Origin of the sequence: Clostridium sp. AF29-8BH, assembly GCF_003478145.1 — a bacterium.
GTDB lineage: Bacteria > Bacillota > Clostridia > Lachnospirales > Lachnospiraceae > Otoolea > Otoolea fessa.
Window position 1 is genome coordinate 18,678 of record NZ_QUEL01000026.1, and the last position, 20,503, is coordinate 39,180.

A 20,503-nucleotide genomic window follows, 5' to 3' on the forward strand; every position below is an offset into this window, starting at 1 on the left:
TCCTGTTTTCTCTTCAAATTGTAACTGTTCAGCACCTTCACAGTCACGCGCAAAAATCCATTAAAAATTGCCTACGGCAATGGGATTTTTGCCTGCTGGTCCTTGTTTTCGTACGGTCAGCGCAGTAAATGCGCAGACCTACTGAACAGTTACTTCAAATTCTACTTTTACCAGCTTAACTCTTACACCAAATCCAGCGCCACTTCCATCATATTGGTAAACGTCTTCTCGCGTTCTTCTGCCGTCGTCGCCTCTCCGGTCACTGCCGAATCCGATACGGTCAGGATACAGATCGCATTTGCGCCCGCATAGGCAGCGTTGCTGTAAAGTGCCGCCGACTCCATCTCCACCGCCAGCACGCCCATCTGCGCCCAGCTAGTTCCGTCCGGCTCAAGCGGCGGGTTGTAGAACATATCGGAACACAAAATATTACCAACATGATATTTTAAATTTCTCTTTTTCGCGGACTCAACTGCCTTTTCCAGCAGCTCATAGCTGCACACGCAGGAATAATTCCCCGGCAGGCGGAACTGTTTTACATAGTTGGATGTCGTACAGGAGCCCATCGCGAAAATAAGCTCGCGCACCTTTACCTCCGGACGCAGCGCACCGGCAGTTCCGATCCGGATCAGATTCCTGCATCCATAAAAATGAATCAGCTCATACGAATAAATTCCCATCGACGGACAGCCCATGCCGGTTCCCATGACAGACACGCGTTTGCCCTGATAATAGCCGGTATAACCGTACATATTTCTCGTTGTATTGAACTGTTTTGCATCCGTCAGAAAATGTTCTGCGATATACTTTGCCCGCAGCGGATCGCCCGGAAGCAGAATTGTCTCTGCAATCTCGCCCTGCTTTGCCCCGATATGAGGGTCGGTGTGTTCTGAAGTTCAGTCATATGAAATACCTCCTTTTTTTCTTTCTGTTTGGTTCTAGCTTCTCGCCCGGCTTCCCTTGCCGTCGCGGTGCCCTATTTTCAAACGGCTCAAATGAACCGGTTTTTCTTTATACATAACGATCGGATCGTCCTCGGTGCCGTCCAGCAGATGGATTGCCTCCAGCGACTCGGTACGTCCCAGCTTGATGCCGCGCACACCTTTCGCATTCTTCTTCATCTCCGATATCTCCTCGATCGGGAATCGCAGGAAGATACCGCTGGTTGTCTGGATGACCGCCTCTCTCATGCCGTCCGCCGGCTGTACCGAGAGAAGCATATCATTCTCCTGCAGCTTGGTTGCCGCCACTGTCCGGTTATTTGTCTCAAATTCCCCGCCCGGCACGATCTTGATCATCGCATCCTTCGTTGCAAATAATAGCTTCTGTCCCTTTAACTGCGCCGCATTCACCACACAGACCGGACGCTCTTTGGTGCCATCAAATTTACTCAGGTTATCAATCGGCACACCCTTATCGCGCAGCTTTCCAAACGGAATCTCCGTCACCTTCACCTGATGGAATGCACCCAGATCCGTAAACAATCCGATCTTATCCGTCGTATGGCACGGCAGTACATACATATTCTCCGTGTCCACTGTCTCCCGGTTCCGCTCGTAGATCGACGGTTCCAGAATCTTGCAGTAACCAAACTTGTCCAGCACGAACACGCCCGGTCTGGCGCTCTCCGCCGCCTCGTCATACACCGCCTCGCGTCCATCCTCGATCTTCGTCCGGCGTTCCACTGCAAACTCTTCCTTGATTGACCGCAGATCTTCTTTAATCACCTCGTCCATCGCCTCACGGCTGCCGAGAATCTTCTGGTATTCTTTGATCTTGCGAAGTGTCTCTTTGTACTCCTTCTGCAATGCCAAGATCTCCAGGCCGATCAGTTTATAGAGACGCATTTCCAGAATCGCAGATGCCTGTTTCTCCGTAAAATGAAGCTTCTTGGCGTCTTCCTCAAATCCCGGTGTGCGGAACTGGATTTTGGAAATATCGCCCTCCATCAGGCAGGCTTTCGCATCTTTCAGATTCTTCGAACCGCGCAGGATCGCGATAATCAGATCGATGCAGTCGCAGGCTGTGATCAGACCTTCCTTGATCTCCTTCTTCTCCTGCTCCTTTTCCAGAAGCACCTGATACTTGCGGGTATTATTTTCATACTGGAAATCCAGGTAATTCTTTAAGATTCCCTTTAAATTCAGCGTCTCCGGGCGTCCATTCGTGATCGCCAGCATATTGACGCCGAATGTATCCTCCAGTTTTGTCTTTTTATACAAAATATTCTGGATTTTCTCAATATCCGCATCTTTCTTGAGTTCCAAAACAATCCGGATTCCTTCTTTATTCGATTGGTTGGAAATATCCACCACATCGGCAAGTTTCTTGGACTCAACCAGATCTGCGATATCCGACAGACATTTATTGATGCCCGCGCCGATCATCGTGTACGGAATCTCCGTGATCACCAGCTTGTCCCGGTCAGAACGGCGTTTTCCAAGCTCCACCTCCATCCGGGCACGCAGCTTGATGCGCCCCATTCCCGTCTCATAGATCGCCGGAAGCTCACTCTTATTCGCAATGATGCCGCCTGTCGGGAAATCCGGTCCCTTTAAGACGCTCAGAAGCGCTTCCGTCTCCATCTCCGGCTGATCGATATACGCCATCACCGTATCGATGACCTCGCCCAGATTGTGCGGCGGAATGCTGGTACTCATGCCGACCGCAATTCCCTCGGCACCGTTAATCAGAAGATTCGGCACACGGACCGGCAGAACCTCCGGCTCTTTCTCCGTCTCATCGTAGTTCGGCACAAAGCGGACGGTCTTATCCAAATCCTTTAAATATACTTCCTCCGCAAACTTCTGGAGACGCGCCTCCGTGTAACGCATCGCCGCCGCCCCGTCGCCCTCGATGGAACCAAAGTTTCCATGTCCGTCTACCAGCGGCATTCCTTTCTTAAAATTCTGGGAAAGCACAACCAGCGTCTCATAGATCGAACTGTCGCCGTGCGGGTGGTATTTACCCATCGTATCACCGACGATACGCGCCGATTTCCGGTGCGGCTTGTCGTGCCCCAGATGCAGCTCCCCCATATCGTAAAGGACGCGGCGCTGTACCGGTTTCAAACCATCCCTCGCATCCGGGATGGCGCGGGCCGTGATGACACTCATCGAGTAGTTCATATAGCTGCGCTGCATTTCCTCTGAATATTCTGTCGTAATGATCGTTTCAGCCATTCTATTTTCTATCTCCTAAATTCCTGTCATATACTTTCATAATCGTAACTGTTCAGTGCCTTCACAATTACTCATAATCTTTCTATTAAGCATCTATCTCCGCCTCATCCGCGTGATCGTAGATAAACTGCCGTCTCGGCGGCACGTCGCTTCCCATCAGCATCTCCGTGATCTCCGACGCCATCCGGGCATCCTCGATCTCCACACGCTTGAGCACACGGTTCTCCGGGTTTAACGTCGTCTCCCAGAGCTGTTCCGCATCCATCTCGCCCAGACCTTTGTAGCGCTGCAGGGTAAATTCCCCTGTGTGGGTTCTGCGGTAGCGCTCCAATGCTTTCTCATCGTATAGATACTCTTCTTTTCCCTTTTTCGGAATCACCTTAAATAACGGCGGCATCGCAATATATACGTGCCCGTTCTGAATCAATTCCGGCATAAAACGGTATAAGAAAGTCAGAAGCAGCGTATCAATATGGCTTCCGTCCACATCGGCATCCGTCATCAGGACGATCTTGTGGTAACGCAGCTTCGCAATATCGAAATCATTGCCATATCCTTCCGAAAAGCCGCAGCCGAACGCATTGATCATCGTCTTGATCTCGGCATTCGCCAACACCTTGTCCATCGAAGCTTTCTCCACATTTAAAATCTTGCCCCGGATCGGCAGGATCGCCTGATAGCGGCGGTTTCGTCCCATCTTAGCTGAACCGCCCGCGGAATCTCCCTCGACAATGAAAATCTCACATTTCTCCGCCTCGCGGCTCTCACAGTTTGCCAGCTTTCCGTTGCTGTCAAAGGAAAAACGGGATTTCGTCAGCATATTGGTCTTGGCGCGTTCCTCTGCCTTCCGGATCTTTGCAGATTTCTCCGCACAGGCGATGATCGCCTTCAATACCTCTAAATTCCGGTCAAAATAAAGCTGCAGCTCGTCCCCTGTCACGCTGAACACCGCTTTTGTCGCATCGGCACTCGCCAGCTTTGTCTTCGTCTGCCCCTCAAAGATCGGATCCGGATGCTTGACCGCCACAACCGCCGTCATGCCGTTTCTCGTATCCGGTCCTGTAAATTTTGTATCTTTTTCCTTCAGGATTCCCAGCTCTTTCGCATAGCTGTTGATCATCTGGGTAAAACGCGTCTTAAAGCCCGCCAGATGCGTGCCGCCCTCCTGTGTGAAAATATTGTTGCAGAAGCCGAGTACATTTTCCTCAAATGCATCGACAAACTGGAACGCCACTTCAACCTCGATCTGGTCGCTGACGCCCTTAAAATAAATTGGATCATGAATCGGCGTCTTCGTGCTGTTCAGCTCGCGCACATACGCCACGATGCCGTCCGGCTCCGAATAAGTCACCTTTTCAGCCTCGCCTGCCCGCTTATTCTCATAAAGAATCGTCAGCTTCGGGTTCAGATATGCCGTCTCATGCAGGCGGCTCTTGAGCCAGTCCGCCTTGAACCGCGTTTTTTCAAAAATCTCCGGATCCGGCAGAAAATTGATCTCTGTTCCGGTCTCTCTTGTCTTTCCAACCACCGGCAGAAGACCATCGATCAGTTCAACCGTCGGGATGCCGCGCTCATATGCATCGTGATGGATCTGTCCATTTTTATATACATTGACCTCCAGATGCGCTGAGAGGGCATTGACAACCGACGAACCGACGCCGTGCAGACCGCCGCTCGTCTTGTACGCATTGTTGTCAAACTTGCCGCCCGCGTGCAAGGTCGAGAGCACAATTCGCTCCGCTGCCACACCCTTTTTATGCATCTCCACCGGAATACCGCGTCCATTGTCCCGGACGGTGCAGGAGCCGTCCGCCTCCAGCGTCACGCGGATCTGGGAACAGGCGCCCGCCAGGTGCTCATCGACCGAGTTGTCCACGATCTCATAGATCAGGTGATTGAGCCCCTTCGTTCCCACGCTTCCTATATACATACCAGGACGCTTACGGACAGCCTCCAGCCCCTCCAGAACCGTTATGCTGTCCGCATCATACTGTGTTTTACCCATAGATTCATTCCTCCTGTGCCCGACCTGGGAATAATATTTGCTGCCATTTACACGTGTGATGCAAACGGCAGCTTTTATTTCACTGGTCAAGCTGATTTCTTCCACTTATAATACGTATTTATTTTATGACTTTGAAATCATGCAAATAGAACATTCTAACTCTCTGGCATCACACCCGCCAGCCATTGTTTTATAGACTTTTCATTACCGAAAAAGTAGTAAACCGTTCTCATTTACTATAAAATATTAGTAACTGTTCAGTACCTTCACAGTCGCGCGCAAAAATCCATTAAAAATTGCCTGCGGCAATGGGATTTTTGCCTGCTAGCCCATGTTTTCGTACGGTCAGCGCAGTAAATGCGCGGACCTACTGAACAGCTACAAATATTATTACATAAATTCAAAAATTTTGCAACGCATTTTTCAGAACAAATGTTCGCTTTTTCAGGCAACCGGATTCCATGCCAGCACTGCCAGCTTTCTTTTATCCCAGCGCCACATCCAGAATCATCATCAGCACAAATCCAACCGCAAATCCGATCGTTCCCATATCGGAATGACTGCCCTGCGCCGACTCCGGAATCAGCTCCTCCACAACCACGTAAATCATCGCCCCTGCTGCAAGCGCCAGGAGAACCGGCAGAACCGGTTCCAGATAGCGGTACGCGGCGATCGTCGCAAGCGCCCCGATCGGCTCGACGATACCGGAGAGTGTTCCCATCGCAAACGCCTTTTTCCGGCTCATCCCCGACTCACTCCGAAGCGGCAGGGAAATGATCGCTCCCTCCGGGAAGTTCTGAATCGCAATTCCAAGTGAAAGTGCCAGCGCCGCTGCAAGCGTGATGCCGCTCTTTTCTGCTAAGAATCCGGCAAATACCACTCCGACTGCCATGCCCTCCGGGATATTGTGAAGTGTGACCGCCAGAACCAGCATCGTTGTCTTCTTGAGCCCGCACATATGTCCCTCCGGCTCATCACTTCCCAGATGCAGATGCGGAATCAGGCGATCCAGCAAAAGCAGCATCAGAATACCCACCATAAACCCAATGGATGCCGGCAGAAATGCCAGACGCCCCATCGCTTCGCACATATTCATCGATGGAATTAAAAGCGACCAGACCGACGCCGCCACCATCACCCCCGATGCGAACCCCAAAAGCGTTTTCTGGATGATCGGCTTTAACTCATTTTTCAAAAAAAAGACGCAAGCTGCTCCCGCCGTCGTACCGACAAACGGAATCAAAACCCCAAGTAGCGTATTATGATCCATATTCATTCCCTTCGCTTTCTTTTTTAATATCTGAGCGGTTCTTTCCCCGGAACCTTGTTTTTTTTCTTCTATTTCTCTTTGAGGTACCGGTTTGATCAAAGAAGTCATCTCAAGTTCCTCTGATTGAATATTCCTATTGTAGCATATGCACCTTTCTTTTGCACGGTTCCTTTTTATCATTAAGCCGATTTCATCCGCCAATCCCGGCTCAAATCCGATTCAAACAACCCTCTGTTTCGGCACCGGCATTCTTTCATATATTTCGTTTACAAACGTTTTTTCACAAAACAAAAAAAGAACCAGAAACCAGGCTGTCCCTAATTTCCAGTTCTCTTTTCATTCTTTGAATACAATGATTTATCACTTTGTAATTTATTTCTGCTCAGAATTCTGTTTGATAAACTCATGAACATCGTTTACGCTTAAATTGCTCTCTTCGATCGCATCCAGTAATTCGCTTAATTCAGCTTTACGAATCTCAGCCGCTAATTCCTTTTTCTCTGCTTTCAGAGCTTTAACGGTTTCTTCTAATTTAGCCAGCTTCTCTTCTACCGCTGCCAGCTTCTCTTTGTTTACTTCTAATGCAGAACGTTTTGGTCCTCTCGGCATAATACATACCCCTTTCGTTTTCTTTGAGAATAGCACAAATCTCTTATTTGTGCAATATCGAACTTCCTTTTTTGAATGTCTTTCTCTCTGGACAAATTTCTTTTGCTTTATTATAATATCAGGTTGTATCCAAACGCAAGAAAAAAGGAGTTTGTATGAGTAATTCCAATACACAGAACGATTTCTCCAAAGGAAGTATCGTTAAAAATATCATGAATCTCGCAATCCCGATGACGCTGGCGCAGCTTATCAATGTCCTGTACAACATCGTCGACCGCATCTATATCGGGCGCATACCCGATTATGCCACCTTATCTTTGACCGGCATCGGACTTTCGCTGCCAATCATCACGCTCGTCATCGCATTTGCCAACCTGTTTGGCATGGGCGGTGCGCCGCTCTGCTCGATCGAACGCGGGCGCGGGGATATCAAAGAAGCCGAGGCAATCATGGGAAATTCCTTCTCCATGATGCTCATTTCAGGTGTGCTTCTGACCCTTCTCTGCCTGATATTCCGCAAACCAATGCTGTATCTGTTCGGCGCCAGCGACGCTACTTATCCATATGCGAATGCTTACATTACGATCTATCTGCTCGGCAGCCTGTTCGTGATGGTCGGACTTGGCATGAACTCGCTCATCAATTCACAGGGCTTCGGGCGCATCGGCATGATGACCGTCCTTTTAGGCGCTGCCGCCAATATCCTGCTCGACCCGATTTTTATCTTTGTGCTTCACATGGGAATCCGCGGCGCGGCGCTCGCCACCATCCTGTCGCAGCTTCTCTCCGCTATCTGGATTCTGCGGTTTTTAACCAGTGACAAAACGATTCTGAAACTGAGACGTTCTTCCATGCATCTTTCCGCGCAGAGAGTCCGGAAAATCGTCGGTCTCGGTCTGTCCGGTTTTACGATGGCGATCACCAACTGCACCGTCCAGATCATGTGCAATGCAACCTTACAGGTATACGGCGGCGATCTCTACGTCGGCGTTATGACCGTTATCAACTCCATCCGTGAAATTGCAACTCTTCCGGTAACCGGCGTCACCCACAGCGCCCAGCCGGTGCTCGGTTTCAATTATGGGGCAAAAGAATACGGACGCGTTAAAAAGGCGATCGTCTTTACCTCTTTTATTGCAATTTTATATACGACCGGTATCTGGCTGATCGTCGATGGTTTCCCGGCATTCTTTATCCGCATTTTTAACCAGGATGCCGAACTCATCGCAGCAGGTATTCCAGCGATCCGCTTATACTTTTTCGGATTCTTTATGATGTCGCTCCAATTCTCCGGACAGTCGATTTTCGTCGGTCTGGGCAAATCCAAAAAAGCGATCTTTTTCTCTATTTTCCGAAAAGTAATCATCGTCGTTCCGCTGACAATCCTGCTGCCAGATATGTTCGGAATGGGCACCAACGGCGTATTCGCCGCCGAACCGATTTCCAACTTTGTCGGCGGAATTGCCTGCTTTGGAACGATGCTTTTGACGATTTGGAGAGAATTGACGAGATTGCAGAAAGGGAAGGATTCTTACAGATAGAGCGGTTATTTATTTAAATGAAAATGGCTAAAAGTTTGTGGGGCGGACTTTTAGCCATTGCTGTATATAACGATAGTTTTTACTATGTCAAAAATATACATTAATTTTTTCCATATGCTTCAATTCGACACGTATGTTCCTTACTTACCTTATCGTAATTAATTCCAACCAATAAAATATTTCCCATATAATTTAAAATCGATTCTGGATAGTTCTTTTCTTTGATTTGCTGCAGCGCAGTCTGTGCATTCTGATTCCATTTAAGTTCAATTACCAGCGCCGGATAATCATTCTTGTACTCTGGTTTTGGTACAAATACAAAATCCGCAAATCCACGTCCTGTCGGTAGTTCCCGAACTGGTTTAAAATAATATTGCATCGAACTCAGATAAGCAATCGCGAGAACACTGCTCAAAGAATTTTCATTATGATATTGAATAACAGATACATATTCATCATGAATCTTCCCGATCTGTGATGCTACTACTTTCTCATCCAAATCCAGTGTTGCATCCAACAACCTCTCCGACTCTTGCTGAAACAGAAACATCTCATTCCAGCGTTTACTTTCTACCGCCCTGGTCAACTCCTGCCGAATTTCTTCATTCGGAACAAACGCCATCTTTTTCGTCTGATCATAGCCTAAATACCCCAAATGAATCATATATGTCAGCACATCGTCTTTACTCTGAATATTCGAAATATCATTTCCAAATGTTGATGTATCTACCTTCACTTCAACTCCAGACAGCATTTCGATAATTGCCGTTTTCAATCCGTCATAATCCATATTAATGAGCGGCACAATCGCCTCATAAGACGCGGTTTCCGACCAATAGCTCTTAAATTCACCATCTAGCATGACACTCACAACTGCTTTGGGATTATAAACCTGACAATTTTTTAGAACATATCCATCATACCACGCCTTTACCTTATCAAATTCCACCTGATAGCGTTCTGAAAGTTCTTTCACCTCCGCCTCCGTAAATCCAATATACGGAGACAAGCGACCCGCGCTCAACATCGTAAATTCGTCAAAATTGTTCAGTGCCGACTGGGTTTTCTCTTTTTTAATAGGAAGAATGCCCGTCAAATAAGCAAGTTGAATATACTTGGTCGGTTCCGTTCCCTTAAACAATCCCCTCAGGAAACTTATATATTCATCCTGAATTTTCGAATTCGCCGCCATATCACGAATCAGAACATCCCACTCATCAATAATTACAACAAACTTATTCTTCGTTGCATTACAAATAAATGACAGTGCTTCTGGAAGCGAACACGTGTCACTCGGTATTGCTTCTGAATAATATTTTCTTAATTCCTCAATCGTTTTCTCTGTAATATACGATACAACCCTGTCGGCACCCCCAGCAGCTCCTATACACCACTGGATATCCCAGTGAATCACATCATATCGGTTTAGATGTTCCTTGAAATCCGGGCTCTGACTAATTTCAAGTCCAGAAAACATATTCCCTGAATCGCAGCCCTTACTGTAATACGCTGTCAGCATATCCGCCGTAATCGACTTTCCGAACCTTCTGGGACGGCTATTGCAAATATATCCCTGCAATGTATTCATCACCTTATTGGTATACGTCAACAAACCTGTTTTATCAATATAGATTTCCGAATTCAACGCAACTTGAAACGCTGAATTATCCGAATTCACAAAAATCCCCATATTGACACACTCCTTTCGAAGCTGTTGCTTTGCCTGTTCATAATATTAATCATATTTATATGATTAATATTAACATTTGATAGTTTGAATGACAAGATCATCATTCAAAACGTTCCTCTACTTCTCAGCCATCCGAATCAGCAACTCCAATATTTTAATTGCCATCTCTTCTTCCCGCATCCAGCCATTATAAACATCCTTCATGTCCTTCAAAATTATGCTTTCATCCGCCACCTCATAAAAGCGTTCATTTACTTTTTTTATGACAGCTTCATCCGGCACATCCTCTTCCATAAAATACATACTCTCTCCATAAATTCCCTTCCTTTTACCACTCATAACATCCCCTAATACCACACTTCCAAAATTTTCTATTCTGCAAGGTGGCAGTTTGAATTCCTCTAAAACAGAATCAAGAATTCTCTTCACTTCATCCGATGCCCCTTTTCGTTTCGTCAAATAACCAGCCAGCGCCCCAAACAGGCGCTCCATTTGTCTCTTCAACTCCGTCGGTGTCTGAAGATAGCGGCTGTCCAATTTTATTTTCTGCCACTCAACATATTGTGGATGCGGTATCATCGTCTGGTGTCCCACTCTGAATTCAATAATGGAAGGATATGGATTTTCATTCAATATGTTTCTATGAATGTTCACAAGTTCATCATAAAGCGGTCGATAAATCTCCTGCGCTCTTTTCCTATTCAATTCTTCTTTTCGCTGCTGTGTGTTGACCCATATAGACCCAAGCAATGAAAAAACAGCACCGACAACTGCTCCAAGCAATGTTCCGATTATACCTAATAGGGTTTGAGAATCTGCTCGCGTGAAAAGATTCACTTGTCTTAACAATGTCACAAACATAAACAGGACAAGAATGACTCCACATATATAGATGCAGATTTTGAATTTATTGAAATAATATTTTAGCTTTAAAAATATCATAAATTCTCACTTCTCTTTGCAAAGATTTTTCTTGTATTGTAGCATTTCAAAAAAGAATTTGCAAAGATTTACCCAATCTATTTTTCAACTTCTTTTCTTCTTGCATCCTCCCCTTACATATGCTATTCTATGAAAATAGCAATTCCAGCAAAGCGGTCACTTTATAAAAAAGAACGGCTGAGTTTTTACTCCTCAGTCGCTCTTTCATCCACACACATTTCCCGTCCGCTCATCCCCGCCATCACAATCACAAACCAGAAAAACGGCTGTCGGCAATTCATCAGCGTAAAACTTTCCGCCAACAATGCCAGCACCGCCGCGCGCTGTGCCCGATCACATCGAATCACATTTCGTACAATCCAATATACAAGCACCGCCGCCGGAATGATACCATACGAAAACCAGACATCAAAAAAACTCGAATGAATCTCATTCACATGAAATACGTCAAACACGCCCGGACTCAGCAGCTTCTCAAACCCATCATATGGAATAAACCGCTCAAAAAAGCCCTCTCCTGCCCCATATAATAAATACTGCGGTTCCAATACCAAGCGTTCTGCACTCCGATCATAAAGCAGATCATAAAGATTGCCATTTGCCAGTTTCCAAATCTTCTGCTGAATCCGCGAAAGAAGCGTGTAGCTCGTCTGGGAAACATCAAAATCAGCCCCTGGCAGGAGCCTATATACCCCAACAGCCAACAGCACCACAAAAACCGCGCCGCCTATCCACCACAGCTTTTTCCGCTTTGAATGGCAGCATCTGTCCCAGAAAAGCTGTCCGATAAGCACACAAAAGAATACAAGCAGACCGACAAACATCCCCGTTGATTTTGCCTTTCCTATCAAAAACACTCCCAACAGAAACATTCCCCAGAAGCCGATACGTGTTTTCGCCGTATAAATCGCTTTCCGCCGATCCCCCATAAAAAGTACCAGCATCATGGTAAAGATAAAAAATGCAAACTGGTTCGGATCATTGAAGGTTCCCATAAACCGGGCACCACCCCAGGATTCATGGAAATAACGCCCACGCCCAGAGAACAGAACAAGCAGCTGAAATACCATATTGATGCGGCAAATCCAGCACAAACCACGCATAAAGCCATCTGAATACAATGTCCGGAACATCCATATCAGACACGCGGAATAAATCCAATACATCGTATGCAGCGGGAACTCCCGATTGGAAGTCCGGATAAAATAGATTCCATTAATGATAGCGACAAAAATCAGAAAAATAACCCATGGGATATCTTCCCTGTAAAATAATTTTGTCCGGTTCTTCCATGCTCCATAAAATGTCATCACACAGGCAGCCGCGAAAAACAGATCTGCAATCCCAAGATTGCGCTTGGAAAAATATAAAATTGTTTCAAAAAGACCGCTATGTAAAACAACCAACTTGCCACAATCTACTTCTTCCCTTTCGTAACAATTCTGCTTCTTTAATTATATCCATAAATTTTCCGGATAGCATCCAGCCGTTATCATCTGACTAAAACTTTCCTGCGCTGGCTCAATGTCTTCCTTATAAGTAATTCCAATCCATTTATCCGATGTAGAAAGTACCTTAACTGAAGCCGCTTCTTTTTCCAGCAATTCCGCTACGATATTCGGAAGGAGGTATTCCTTTTTCTCTGGATATTCACCTAGTTGATCTAGAAATCTAGGAAAACCTTCCCTAATATATTGTAAAAAATCCGGATATCCCGCCCACATATTCATCGAAACCATCGTGTCTGGTGTAATCCAGCCTTCTACTTCTGCATTATCGCACCGAATCTTGCCGTCTATCTTCTGAATCCCGGTTGTCTCAATTACTTTTTCAAGATGACCTGTATCATCCGCCACACAGACGCCTCTGGTCACAGCGCCATTCTCACTCAAAGTATTTTTCAGAGAAAATCCCGCCATCGCCAGAGCTATCTTTCCGTCCTCATGTTTTCCCGAAACCAGAAAATCATGCAGCTTGACAAATGCTTCCTTTCCATAATAGTCGTCTGCATTGATAATCACAAACGGCTCTTTCACGATATCCTTACAAGCCAGGATCGCCTGTCCTGTACCCCAAGGTTTCACACGCCCCGCTGGAACCTCATATCCTTCTGGCAGATCCTCCAACTCCTGATAAACATACTCGACCGGCATGACCTTAGACAATCGGTTTCCGATCACTTCTTTGAATTCTTTCTCAATTGCCTTGCGAATCACAAAGACAACCTTTGTAAATCCCGCTTCTTTCGCATCATAAATTGAAAAATCCATGATAATCTCCCGTTGGGAGCCATTTTCGCAAGCTGCTTGATACCGGTTCCGAAACGGGAACCGATGCCGGCAGCCATGATGATGAGGGTTGTGTTCATTTTTTCCTCCATAGAATTTCTCTATATCTTAGTAAGTTATTTATTCTCTTCCTCACAGATAGTTGTCTTAGTATACGTTCTATCACTAATAATATAGCGAGGTCTGGCTTTCACTTCTAAGTATATCTTTCCAATATATTCACCCAAAATACCAAGACAAAGCAGTTGGACACCTCCTATAAAACATATTAAACTTGTCATACTTGCCCATCCATTTACGGTTTCTCCGATAAAATACTCCACAAACGACCAAAGCACTCCGATAAAACTTAATACAGCAATAACAAAACCAACTCCCGTTATCATTCGAATCGGCTTAATGCTAAGACTCGTAATGCCATCAAAAGCCAGCGAAAGCATTTTACTTAGAGGATAATGGCTCTCACCTGCAATTCTCTCATGCCTTTCATAATATACGATCGTACTTTTAAATCCAACCAGGGGAACCATTCCTCTTAAAAAAATATTTACCTCTTTATAATTTGCAAACTCCTGAAGAACCCGGGAAGATATCAGACGATAGTCCGCATGATTATAAATGACCTCCACTCCCATCCAATTTAATAGCTTATAAAAAGACTCCGCTGTAAACCTTTTGAAAAAAGTGTCTGTATCCCGCCTGCTTCTCACACCATATACGATTTCATTTCCTTTTAAATATTCTTCTACCATAGAATCCATGGCATTGATATCATCCTGACCATCACAATCAATCGATATTGTAATATCACATTGATCCTTTGATTCCATCAAACCTGCTAAAACAGCATTTTGATGTCCTCTATTACGGCTTTGTGATATACCAAGAAAGCAATCATCTTTCTTTGCCAATTCACATAAAATATTCCATGTTTGATCTTTACTTCCGTCATTCACAAACATAATTTTACTCTTAACTGATATAATGTTTCTATTGATTAATTTCATTATTTCCTGTTTGAACAACGGCGCCGTAATAGGAAGCACTTTTTCTTCATTATAGCAAGGGATTATTATATATAAAACAGGTTTATTTTTCATTATTTTCACTACTTCTTTCTTGCTTCACATTTTTTTGCAAGCGATCGTATAAAGCAAATAAAACACAGCCTACTGCACTTAAAGATATTCCAACTTTAAAGGGTGTATATTCGTATCGAAACTCTATTATATTTTCTCCTTTTTCAACTGGTATTGCTATTAACCCATTGCAATTATACATTTCTGCATCATATCCATTGACCTTTACTTTCCAAAAGCGATCATACGGTATGCTATAAAATGCAAATTCTTTCTTATCGGCTTCCAGTCTAATATTTAAAGTATTTTTTTTAGTTTCAAAATTAGAATTAGGATTTTTATTTTGTATCGTTCTTTTTAGCAGCTCCTCCCCCGCCAATTCAATATATTCCGGCGCATGTTTTAATTGTTTCTCTACTTTTTCTACATCCTGATCTTCAATTACTAAAGTATGAAGCATGACCAAAGCCCGTAGTTCCGCAGAAACTTTGTTAAATTCTGACTTTGTTATATATGAATCATATAAAGTTCCCATCGGAAGCGCCGCTTGATTTGCATATATATAAAAATCTTGATTATTCGCATTCTTTATATGCTTTATCAATTTCAGATTGCTTAATTTTTTCATCGTAACGATATATCTGGCACCCAATAATTCCTGCATTCCGACCGGACCAGCCGGAGACATATTTCCTCTGTTGATTCCAAGCGCACGATAAAAATCAAAAACAGAAGAATGGCACGTACTTATAAAAGAATTCGTTGATGGGAGTTCATTTGTCATACTAAGATTATAGTATGTATATCCAATTCCCTCATCAAAATAATATCTGTAGGGCAATACATTCCTTTTCAAAAGTGATGGAATCTCCGTCAAATAAGTAGAAACATTTTTAGAATACTGATTTGATTCAATACGGAAATTTATCCCAGTATTATCCAGCGCCCCATTCTGATAATCAAAAACACTTACTCCCAACAAACATACACTAAAAAAGATAGTAGCACCTTTATATATTTTTGTGCACTCGCTACGCTTGTTTTTGATTATGGCTGCAAGCACCACCACTCCCAAAACAGCACTCATTATATTAAGCACAAATCGGTGAATCCGAAAAATTTCTATACCGTCATAATGTATCCGTTTTAAGCAGCATAGCGCTATTGTAAACGTCAAAATGACACCCATAGAAATTATCAATCCATATTTTAAAGAATCTCTATATTTATCCGCTTTTTCACAAACTACGGCCGTTGCCAAAGACAAAAGTAAGGAAAACATAAACAGCCATCTTCCATATCTATCTGGTGAAAATGCTATAAATACGCTATTCAAAATTGGAATCACTGCCATTACAAAACAACATTTAATCAAAGAACTCAGCCAATTTTTCTCATGAAAAATATATGTCAATACAAAAGCCAATCCGAACAATGGTAAGTAAATTCCCCAGCTTCCCCAGTCATTAGACACAATTGCAGAATATGAATCCATTGATTCCGCTGGAAAAAAGAAAGCCCCTACTTCAATCAGCCATTCTTTTACCGTCATTAAAAACCAGTCCGATATTGGTAAAACAGCAGTTGCCCGCTTATTTCCCATCATGGACAAAAATGTCGGAACTACAATCACACCCGAAATCAGGCATCCCAAAATTCCTTCCCAGAAACAAGTTAAAATATTTTTTATCTGTCCTTTTTCACGCAAATTTGGAAGTAAAAAACGGAAAATATAATATAAAACTGTAAAGCAGGTAGTGCCCCAGAAAAATATCGGATTACATAACAAATTCACGGCACATGCCAGTGCAAAACATCCCTTCTTTTTATCCAATATCATTTTGTCCAAGGCAGCCAGCATAAATGGGAACAACGCTATCACATCCTGGAAATGATAAAAAACAATATTAATACATTGTGCTCCCGAAAATGCATATAACATCGCGCCTATCAATATAGCATCTTTTTTATGTAAGTATCTTTTCATCCACAATGCAGATGAATATCCTGCGACCGCAATCTTTAATATAAATAGCCATCCTATTACCCGTGGATACAATTCTGCCGGGAACAAAAGGGAAATCCAGTAAAATACACTTCCAATATTATAAAAGCCAAATGATTCTAGTAGATTTCCTCCCAAATCAATTCCCCAGCTCCAAGTTTCTCCCGACTTGATTGCCCTGTTCATCAGCATTCCAAACGGAATTTCCTCTGCCGAAAAATCATTTGACAGTGCAAAATATCCATGATTTAAAATCATTGCCGGGATCATAATGATTCCGGCAATCAAAGCACACATTATAAATGCCTCCAGCTCAGGATATCTGTTAAAATCAATCTTTTTTCTTTCTTTATATGCTGTGCACATCCATGCTCTCCTTGTGCAATAAATACTTTTCTAGTCCCTTTGGAAAATATCTCTTGTATAAACCTTTTCTTTCACATCATCCAGCGAACTGTCATAGCGATTTGCTACAATCGCCTGGCTTAATTGTTTGAATTTACTCAGATCATTTACAACGAGTGACCCAAAAAATGTCTCTCCATCCTTTAAAGTCGGCTCATATACGATCACCTTTGCCCCTTTTGCTTTAATCCTTTTCATAACTCCCTGAATCGAGCTCTGTCTGAAATTGTCGCTATTACTTTTCATTGTCAACCGGTAAACTCCGATAGTCACATTCTTTTCTTTCTCTTCTTCGAATTCGTTATCATCCTCATATCCATAATATCCGGCTAATTTCAATACCTGGTCGGCAATAAAATCCTTCCGGGTCCGGTTGCTCTCTACGATCGCTTCAATCAAATTTTCTGGAACGTCCGCATAATTTGCCAGCAACTGCTTTGTATCCTTCGGCAGACAATAGCCTCCATACCCAAACTAGGGTTGTTATATTGGTTGCCAATTCTGGGATCCAGACACACTCCATCTATAATCTGCTGTGTATTCAATCCTTTACTTTCCGCATATGTATCCAGTTCATTAAAATACGCCACGCGCAGTGCTAAATAGGTATTTGCAAAAAGTTTCACAGCCTCCGCTTCGGTAAAGCCCATAATCAAGGTATCGATATTTTCTTTAATTGCACCTTCCTGCAGAAGTTCTGCGAATTGCTGTGCTGCTTTCTTTAACCGATCATCCTTCAAATCTGTTCCAACAATAATACGGCTTGGATATAAATTATCATATAAGGCTTTACTTTCTCGAAGAAACTCCGGACTAAAAATTATATTTTTACAATTAAACTTTTCACGAACAGAGGTTGTATATCCAACCGGAATGGTACTCTTGATAACCATAATTGCATCCGGATTATATTTCATAACCAGCTCAATGACAGCTTCAACTGCTGACGTGTCAAAATAATGTGTTTTTGAATCATAATTTGTTGGCGCAGCAATAACCACATAATCCGCGTTACTATATGCCTCTTTTGCATCAAGCGTTGCTGTAAGATTCAATTTTTCTTCTGCCAGATATTTTTCTATGTATTCATCCTGGATTGGTGATTTTCCCCTATTAATCAACTCTACTTTTTCTGGAACAATATCAACTGCCATTACCTTATGATGCTGCGCCAAAAGAGTTGCAATCGATAAACCTACATATCCTGTGCCAGCTACTGCGATTTTTAAATCTTCAAATTTTTTCATTTTCTATTGCCTCTTCTTTTTTACAATTAATTTCATTTGAAGTCTATATTCTTTATGCTTTTCTCCAAATTTTCAATTACTTGCAATCGAAATTCAAACTCTTGTCGTTCTTTCTCTGTCAACGTTTCCAATATTAATCCTGCAAAATAAGATATAATTGCTGTCACGGCTATAAAACCAGAAACAATTAATGTCGGAAAATTAGGGACAAACCCCGTTTGAAGAAATTTAATAGCAATCGGAAGAAACAGGAGTGCTGAAGCTAAAATTAATATCGTAGAAATTCTTCCAAAGAATCCCAGTGGATGATAGTTTTTATACAGTTTTCCAATCGTTTTTAATACTTTAAATCCATCCGAATATGTATTAAGTTTTGATTCGCTTCCCTCTGGTCTATCCCTATATTCAATAATTACATTTTCAATCCGCATATTTTTATCTACTGCATGGATCGTCATTTCTGTTTCAATTTCAAAACCTTTTGACAGAACCGGAAAACTTTTAACAAACAAATAACTAAATGCCCTGTATCCTGTCATAATATCTCTGATATCCGTTTTAAAAAGTCGATTAATAGAACCTCTAACAATACAATTTCCAAAATTATGAAATGGACGCTTATTTTCATCAAAATATGTAGATGATAAACGGTCTCCTACCACCATATCCGTTCTTTTTTTGAGCACCAAATTTGCCATTTGTTTTCCGTATTCCGCTGGATAGGTATCATCTCCATCAACCATGATGTAACATTGAGCATCAATCTCTCTAAACATCCGTCGTATGACATTTCCCTTTCCTTGTGAATACTCATGCCTAACCACAGCTCCTGCTTTGGTTGCTAAATCAGCTGTATTGTCACTAGAATTATTATCATACACATATATAACAGCTTCCGGAAGCTCCCTTTTCCAATCGGAAACTACTTTTTCTATCGTTTGAGACTCATTAAAACATGGGATTAATACTGCTATTTTATCCATATCGCTCTCCTTATCTTCACGTATGTGTTTCTTGTAATATTTCACTTTTATTATTTTTTATAAAAAACACATTAAAACAAACGAACACAAATGCAAACACTGTTCCTACTTGCGAACGATATGTAAACCAAAAATGAACCCAAGAATGCCCCGGACATGCTAAAAACCATACATACGGAGCACATCCTACTAATAAACAAAATACATATTTCGGTTTTTCCTTGAAAATTCTATATAACAAAAACAACAAAATACAAATGAGCATCATAATCAATATTTTTCCAAACAATGAATTCCAAGCAATTAAGTTTATTGGAAATATTTGCTTTATCTCTTTTGAAATAAGCTCTAATACATCTCTGCCGCTTTTCATATCATACTCAGATGATTGTATTCCATATTTCTTTGTTTCCAAATAAGCATCTAAAATAATATTTTTTCTTAGGATAATTGATGATAAAATCCATTTACTCATCCACAAGCCAAGATATCCTATACACCAAGAAGCACTACACTTTAACAAAAAGACAAACTTGTCTTTTATCTGTTCATTTTCATGTTTAACATCTCTCTTTATCAATAACATATTCATAACTAATGTATATGATGCCATTGGCGTCACTAATAAATCCAAAAAGCTAGTCACTCCACCTACAACGAACATTGTAGCCGATTCATCATAGTCTTTTTTGCAAACAACTATTATACCTATTAATGCTACAAAAAAGCTTACAAGGAAATTACTTGATGAACATAAAACAATCATATTCACCGACAATAAGCCATCAAAAGAGAAAATCCAATTTTTTTACCAAATGTTTTCTCACTAATTCGGCAAGTACAAAAAATCAAAATTATAAATACGGCCTGGTAAATCAATCTAATTTGAGGTAATGTAAAAAACATCAACAATGGACGAATAAACACCTCACTCCCCATCCAATGCCTAGCATAGTCTCTATATGAAACTTTCTCATTTCCATCACTCAAAATTAATTGATTTAATGCTTCCAGAGGATTCATTCCTTTGAAAGACGCTCTATAATCTCCCATCGCTAAATTTAATACATTCTTTTGATTCGAAGCATATGCTACATTTAAATAAATAGCCTCTGAATAATTATCTAAACGTTGTGCTGCACTATCTTTTCCAGAATAAAACATTCTTGGATATACTCCCTCTTCATTTATCTGTTCCATAGAATTCCTTATATTCTTCTGAATTGGTTTCATTTGGAAGTATATATATTATTGTTT

The 20,503-nt window shown here is 42.4% G+C and carries 15 protein-coding genes and 1 pseudogene; 1 reads left to right on the plus strand and 15 read right to left on the minus strand.

Annotated elements, in window-relative coordinates; all coding sequences use genetic code 11:
• Positions 1-182: 182 nt before the first annotated feature.
• From deoD to DWZ16_RS13120, 5 genes are all read right to left on the minus strand, one after another.
• Complete coding sequence (gene deoD / locus DWZ16_RS13100) at positions 183-872, minus strand: purine-nucleoside phosphorylase (RefSeq protein WP_118523002.1); 690 nt, start codon at positions 870-872, stop codon at positions 183-185.
• Between the two features lie 66 nt (positions 873-938).
• Complete coding sequence (locus DWZ16_RS13105) at positions 939-3,182, minus strand: DNA topoisomerase (ATP-hydrolyzing) subunit A (protein ID WP_118523003.1); 2,244 nt, start codon at positions 3,180-3,182, stop codon at positions 939-941.
• Between the two features lie 85 nt (positions 3,183-3,267).
• The gene (locus tag DWZ16_RS13110) at positions 3,268-5,187 is read right to left on the minus strand and encodes a DNA gyrase/topoisomerase IV subunit B (protein ID WP_118523004.1); all 1,920 of its coding nucleotides are present in this window, start codon (positions 5,185-5,187) and stop codon (positions 3,268-3,270) included.
• 484 nt (positions 5,188-5,671) lie between these two features.
• Positions 5,672-6,457 carry a ZIP family metal transporter gene (locus tag DWZ16_RS13115; RefSeq protein WP_118491150.1) on the minus strand — a complete coding sequence of 262 codons (786 nt, stop codon included), beginning with the start codon at positions 6,455-6,457 and terminating at the stop codon, positions 5,672-5,674.
• Positions 6,458-6,829: 372 nt separating this feature from the next.
• Entirely contained in the window at positions 6,830-7,066 is a 237-nt protein-coding gene (locus DWZ16_RS13120) for a hypothetical protein (protein ID WP_022360338.1), read from the minus strand.
• A 155-nt stretch (positions 7,067-7,221) separates the two neighbouring features.
• Between DWZ16_RS13120 and DWZ16_RS13125 the strand changes: the two genes are divergently transcribed.
• A complete protein-coding gene (locus DWZ16_RS13125; RefSeq protein WP_118523005.1) occupies positions 7,222-8,607 on the plus strand; it encodes an MATE family efflux transporter in 1,386 nt (461 codons plus the stop codon).
• Between the two features lie 100 nt (positions 8,608-8,707).
• Here DWZ16_RS13125 and DWZ16_RS13130 read toward each other — a convergent pair whose 3' ends face one another.
• The 10 genes and pseudogenes from DWZ16_RS13130 to DWZ16_RS13175 all read right to left on the minus strand — a co-directional run bounded on the left by DWZ16_RS13130 (position 8,708) and on the right by DWZ16_RS13175 (position 20,446).
• Complete coding sequence (locus DWZ16_RS13130) at positions 8,708-10,297, minus strand: AAA family ATPase (protein WP_118523006.1); 1,590 nt, start codon at positions 10,295-10,297, stop codon at positions 8,708-8,710.
• A gap of 117 nt (positions 10,298-10,414) precedes the next feature.
• Entirely contained in the window at positions 10,415-11,239 is an 825-nt protein-coding gene (locus DWZ16_RS13135; protein ID WP_118523007.1) for a hypothetical protein, read from the minus strand.
• Between the two features lie 185 nt (positions 11,240-11,424).
• Positions 11,425-12,549: a hypothetical protein gene (locus DWZ16_RS13140; protein ID WP_243022034.1), complete on the minus strand. Its 1,125-nt coding sequence runs from the start codon at positions 12,547-12,549 to the stop codon at positions 11,425-11,427.
• Positions 12,550-12,693: 144 nt separating this feature from the next.
• Entirely contained in the window at positions 12,694-13,509 is an 816-nt protein-coding gene (locus tag DWZ16_RS13145; RefSeq protein WP_412694353.1) for a nucleotidyltransferase, read from the minus strand.
• Positions 13,510-13,643: 134 nt separating this feature from the next.
• Complete coding sequence (locus tag DWZ16_RS13150) at positions 13,644-14,627, minus strand: glycosyltransferase family 2 protein (RefSeq protein ID WP_118472833.1); 984 nt, start codon at positions 14,625-14,627, stop codon at positions 13,644-13,646.
• Complete coding sequence (locus tag DWZ16_RS13155; RefSeq protein WP_118523008.1) at positions 14,617-16,977, minus strand: YfhO family protein; 2,361 nt, start codon at positions 16,975-16,977, stop codon at positions 14,617-14,619. The genes DWZ16_RS13150 and DWZ16_RS13155 overlap by 11 nt, the downstream gene beginning before the upstream one ends.
• A gap of 30 nt (positions 16,978-17,007) precedes the next feature.
• Positions 17,008-18,263: pseudogene (locus DWZ16_RS13160) on the minus strand (nucleotide sugar dehydrogenase).
• 32 nt (positions 18,264-18,295) lie between these two features.
• Complete coding sequence (locus tag DWZ16_RS13165) at positions 18,296-19,246, minus strand: glycosyltransferase family 2 protein (RefSeq protein WP_118472836.1); 951 nt, start codon at positions 19,244-19,246, stop codon at positions 18,296-18,298.
• Between the two features lie 16 nt (positions 19,247-19,262).
• Positions 19,263-20,018: a hypothetical protein gene (locus DWZ16_RS13170; RefSeq protein WP_147353426.1), complete on the minus strand. Its 756-nt coding sequence runs from the start codon at positions 20,016-20,018 to the stop codon at positions 19,263-19,265.
• Positions 20,015-20,446, minus strand: a complete 432-nt coding sequence (locus DWZ16_RS13175) for a hypothetical protein (protein WP_147353427.1) — start codon at positions 20,444-20,446, stop codon at positions 20,015-20,017. Before DWZ16_RS13175 ends, DWZ16_RS13170 begins: the two co-directional genes overlap by 4 nt.
• Positions 20,447-20,503 lie beyond the last annotated feature (57 nt).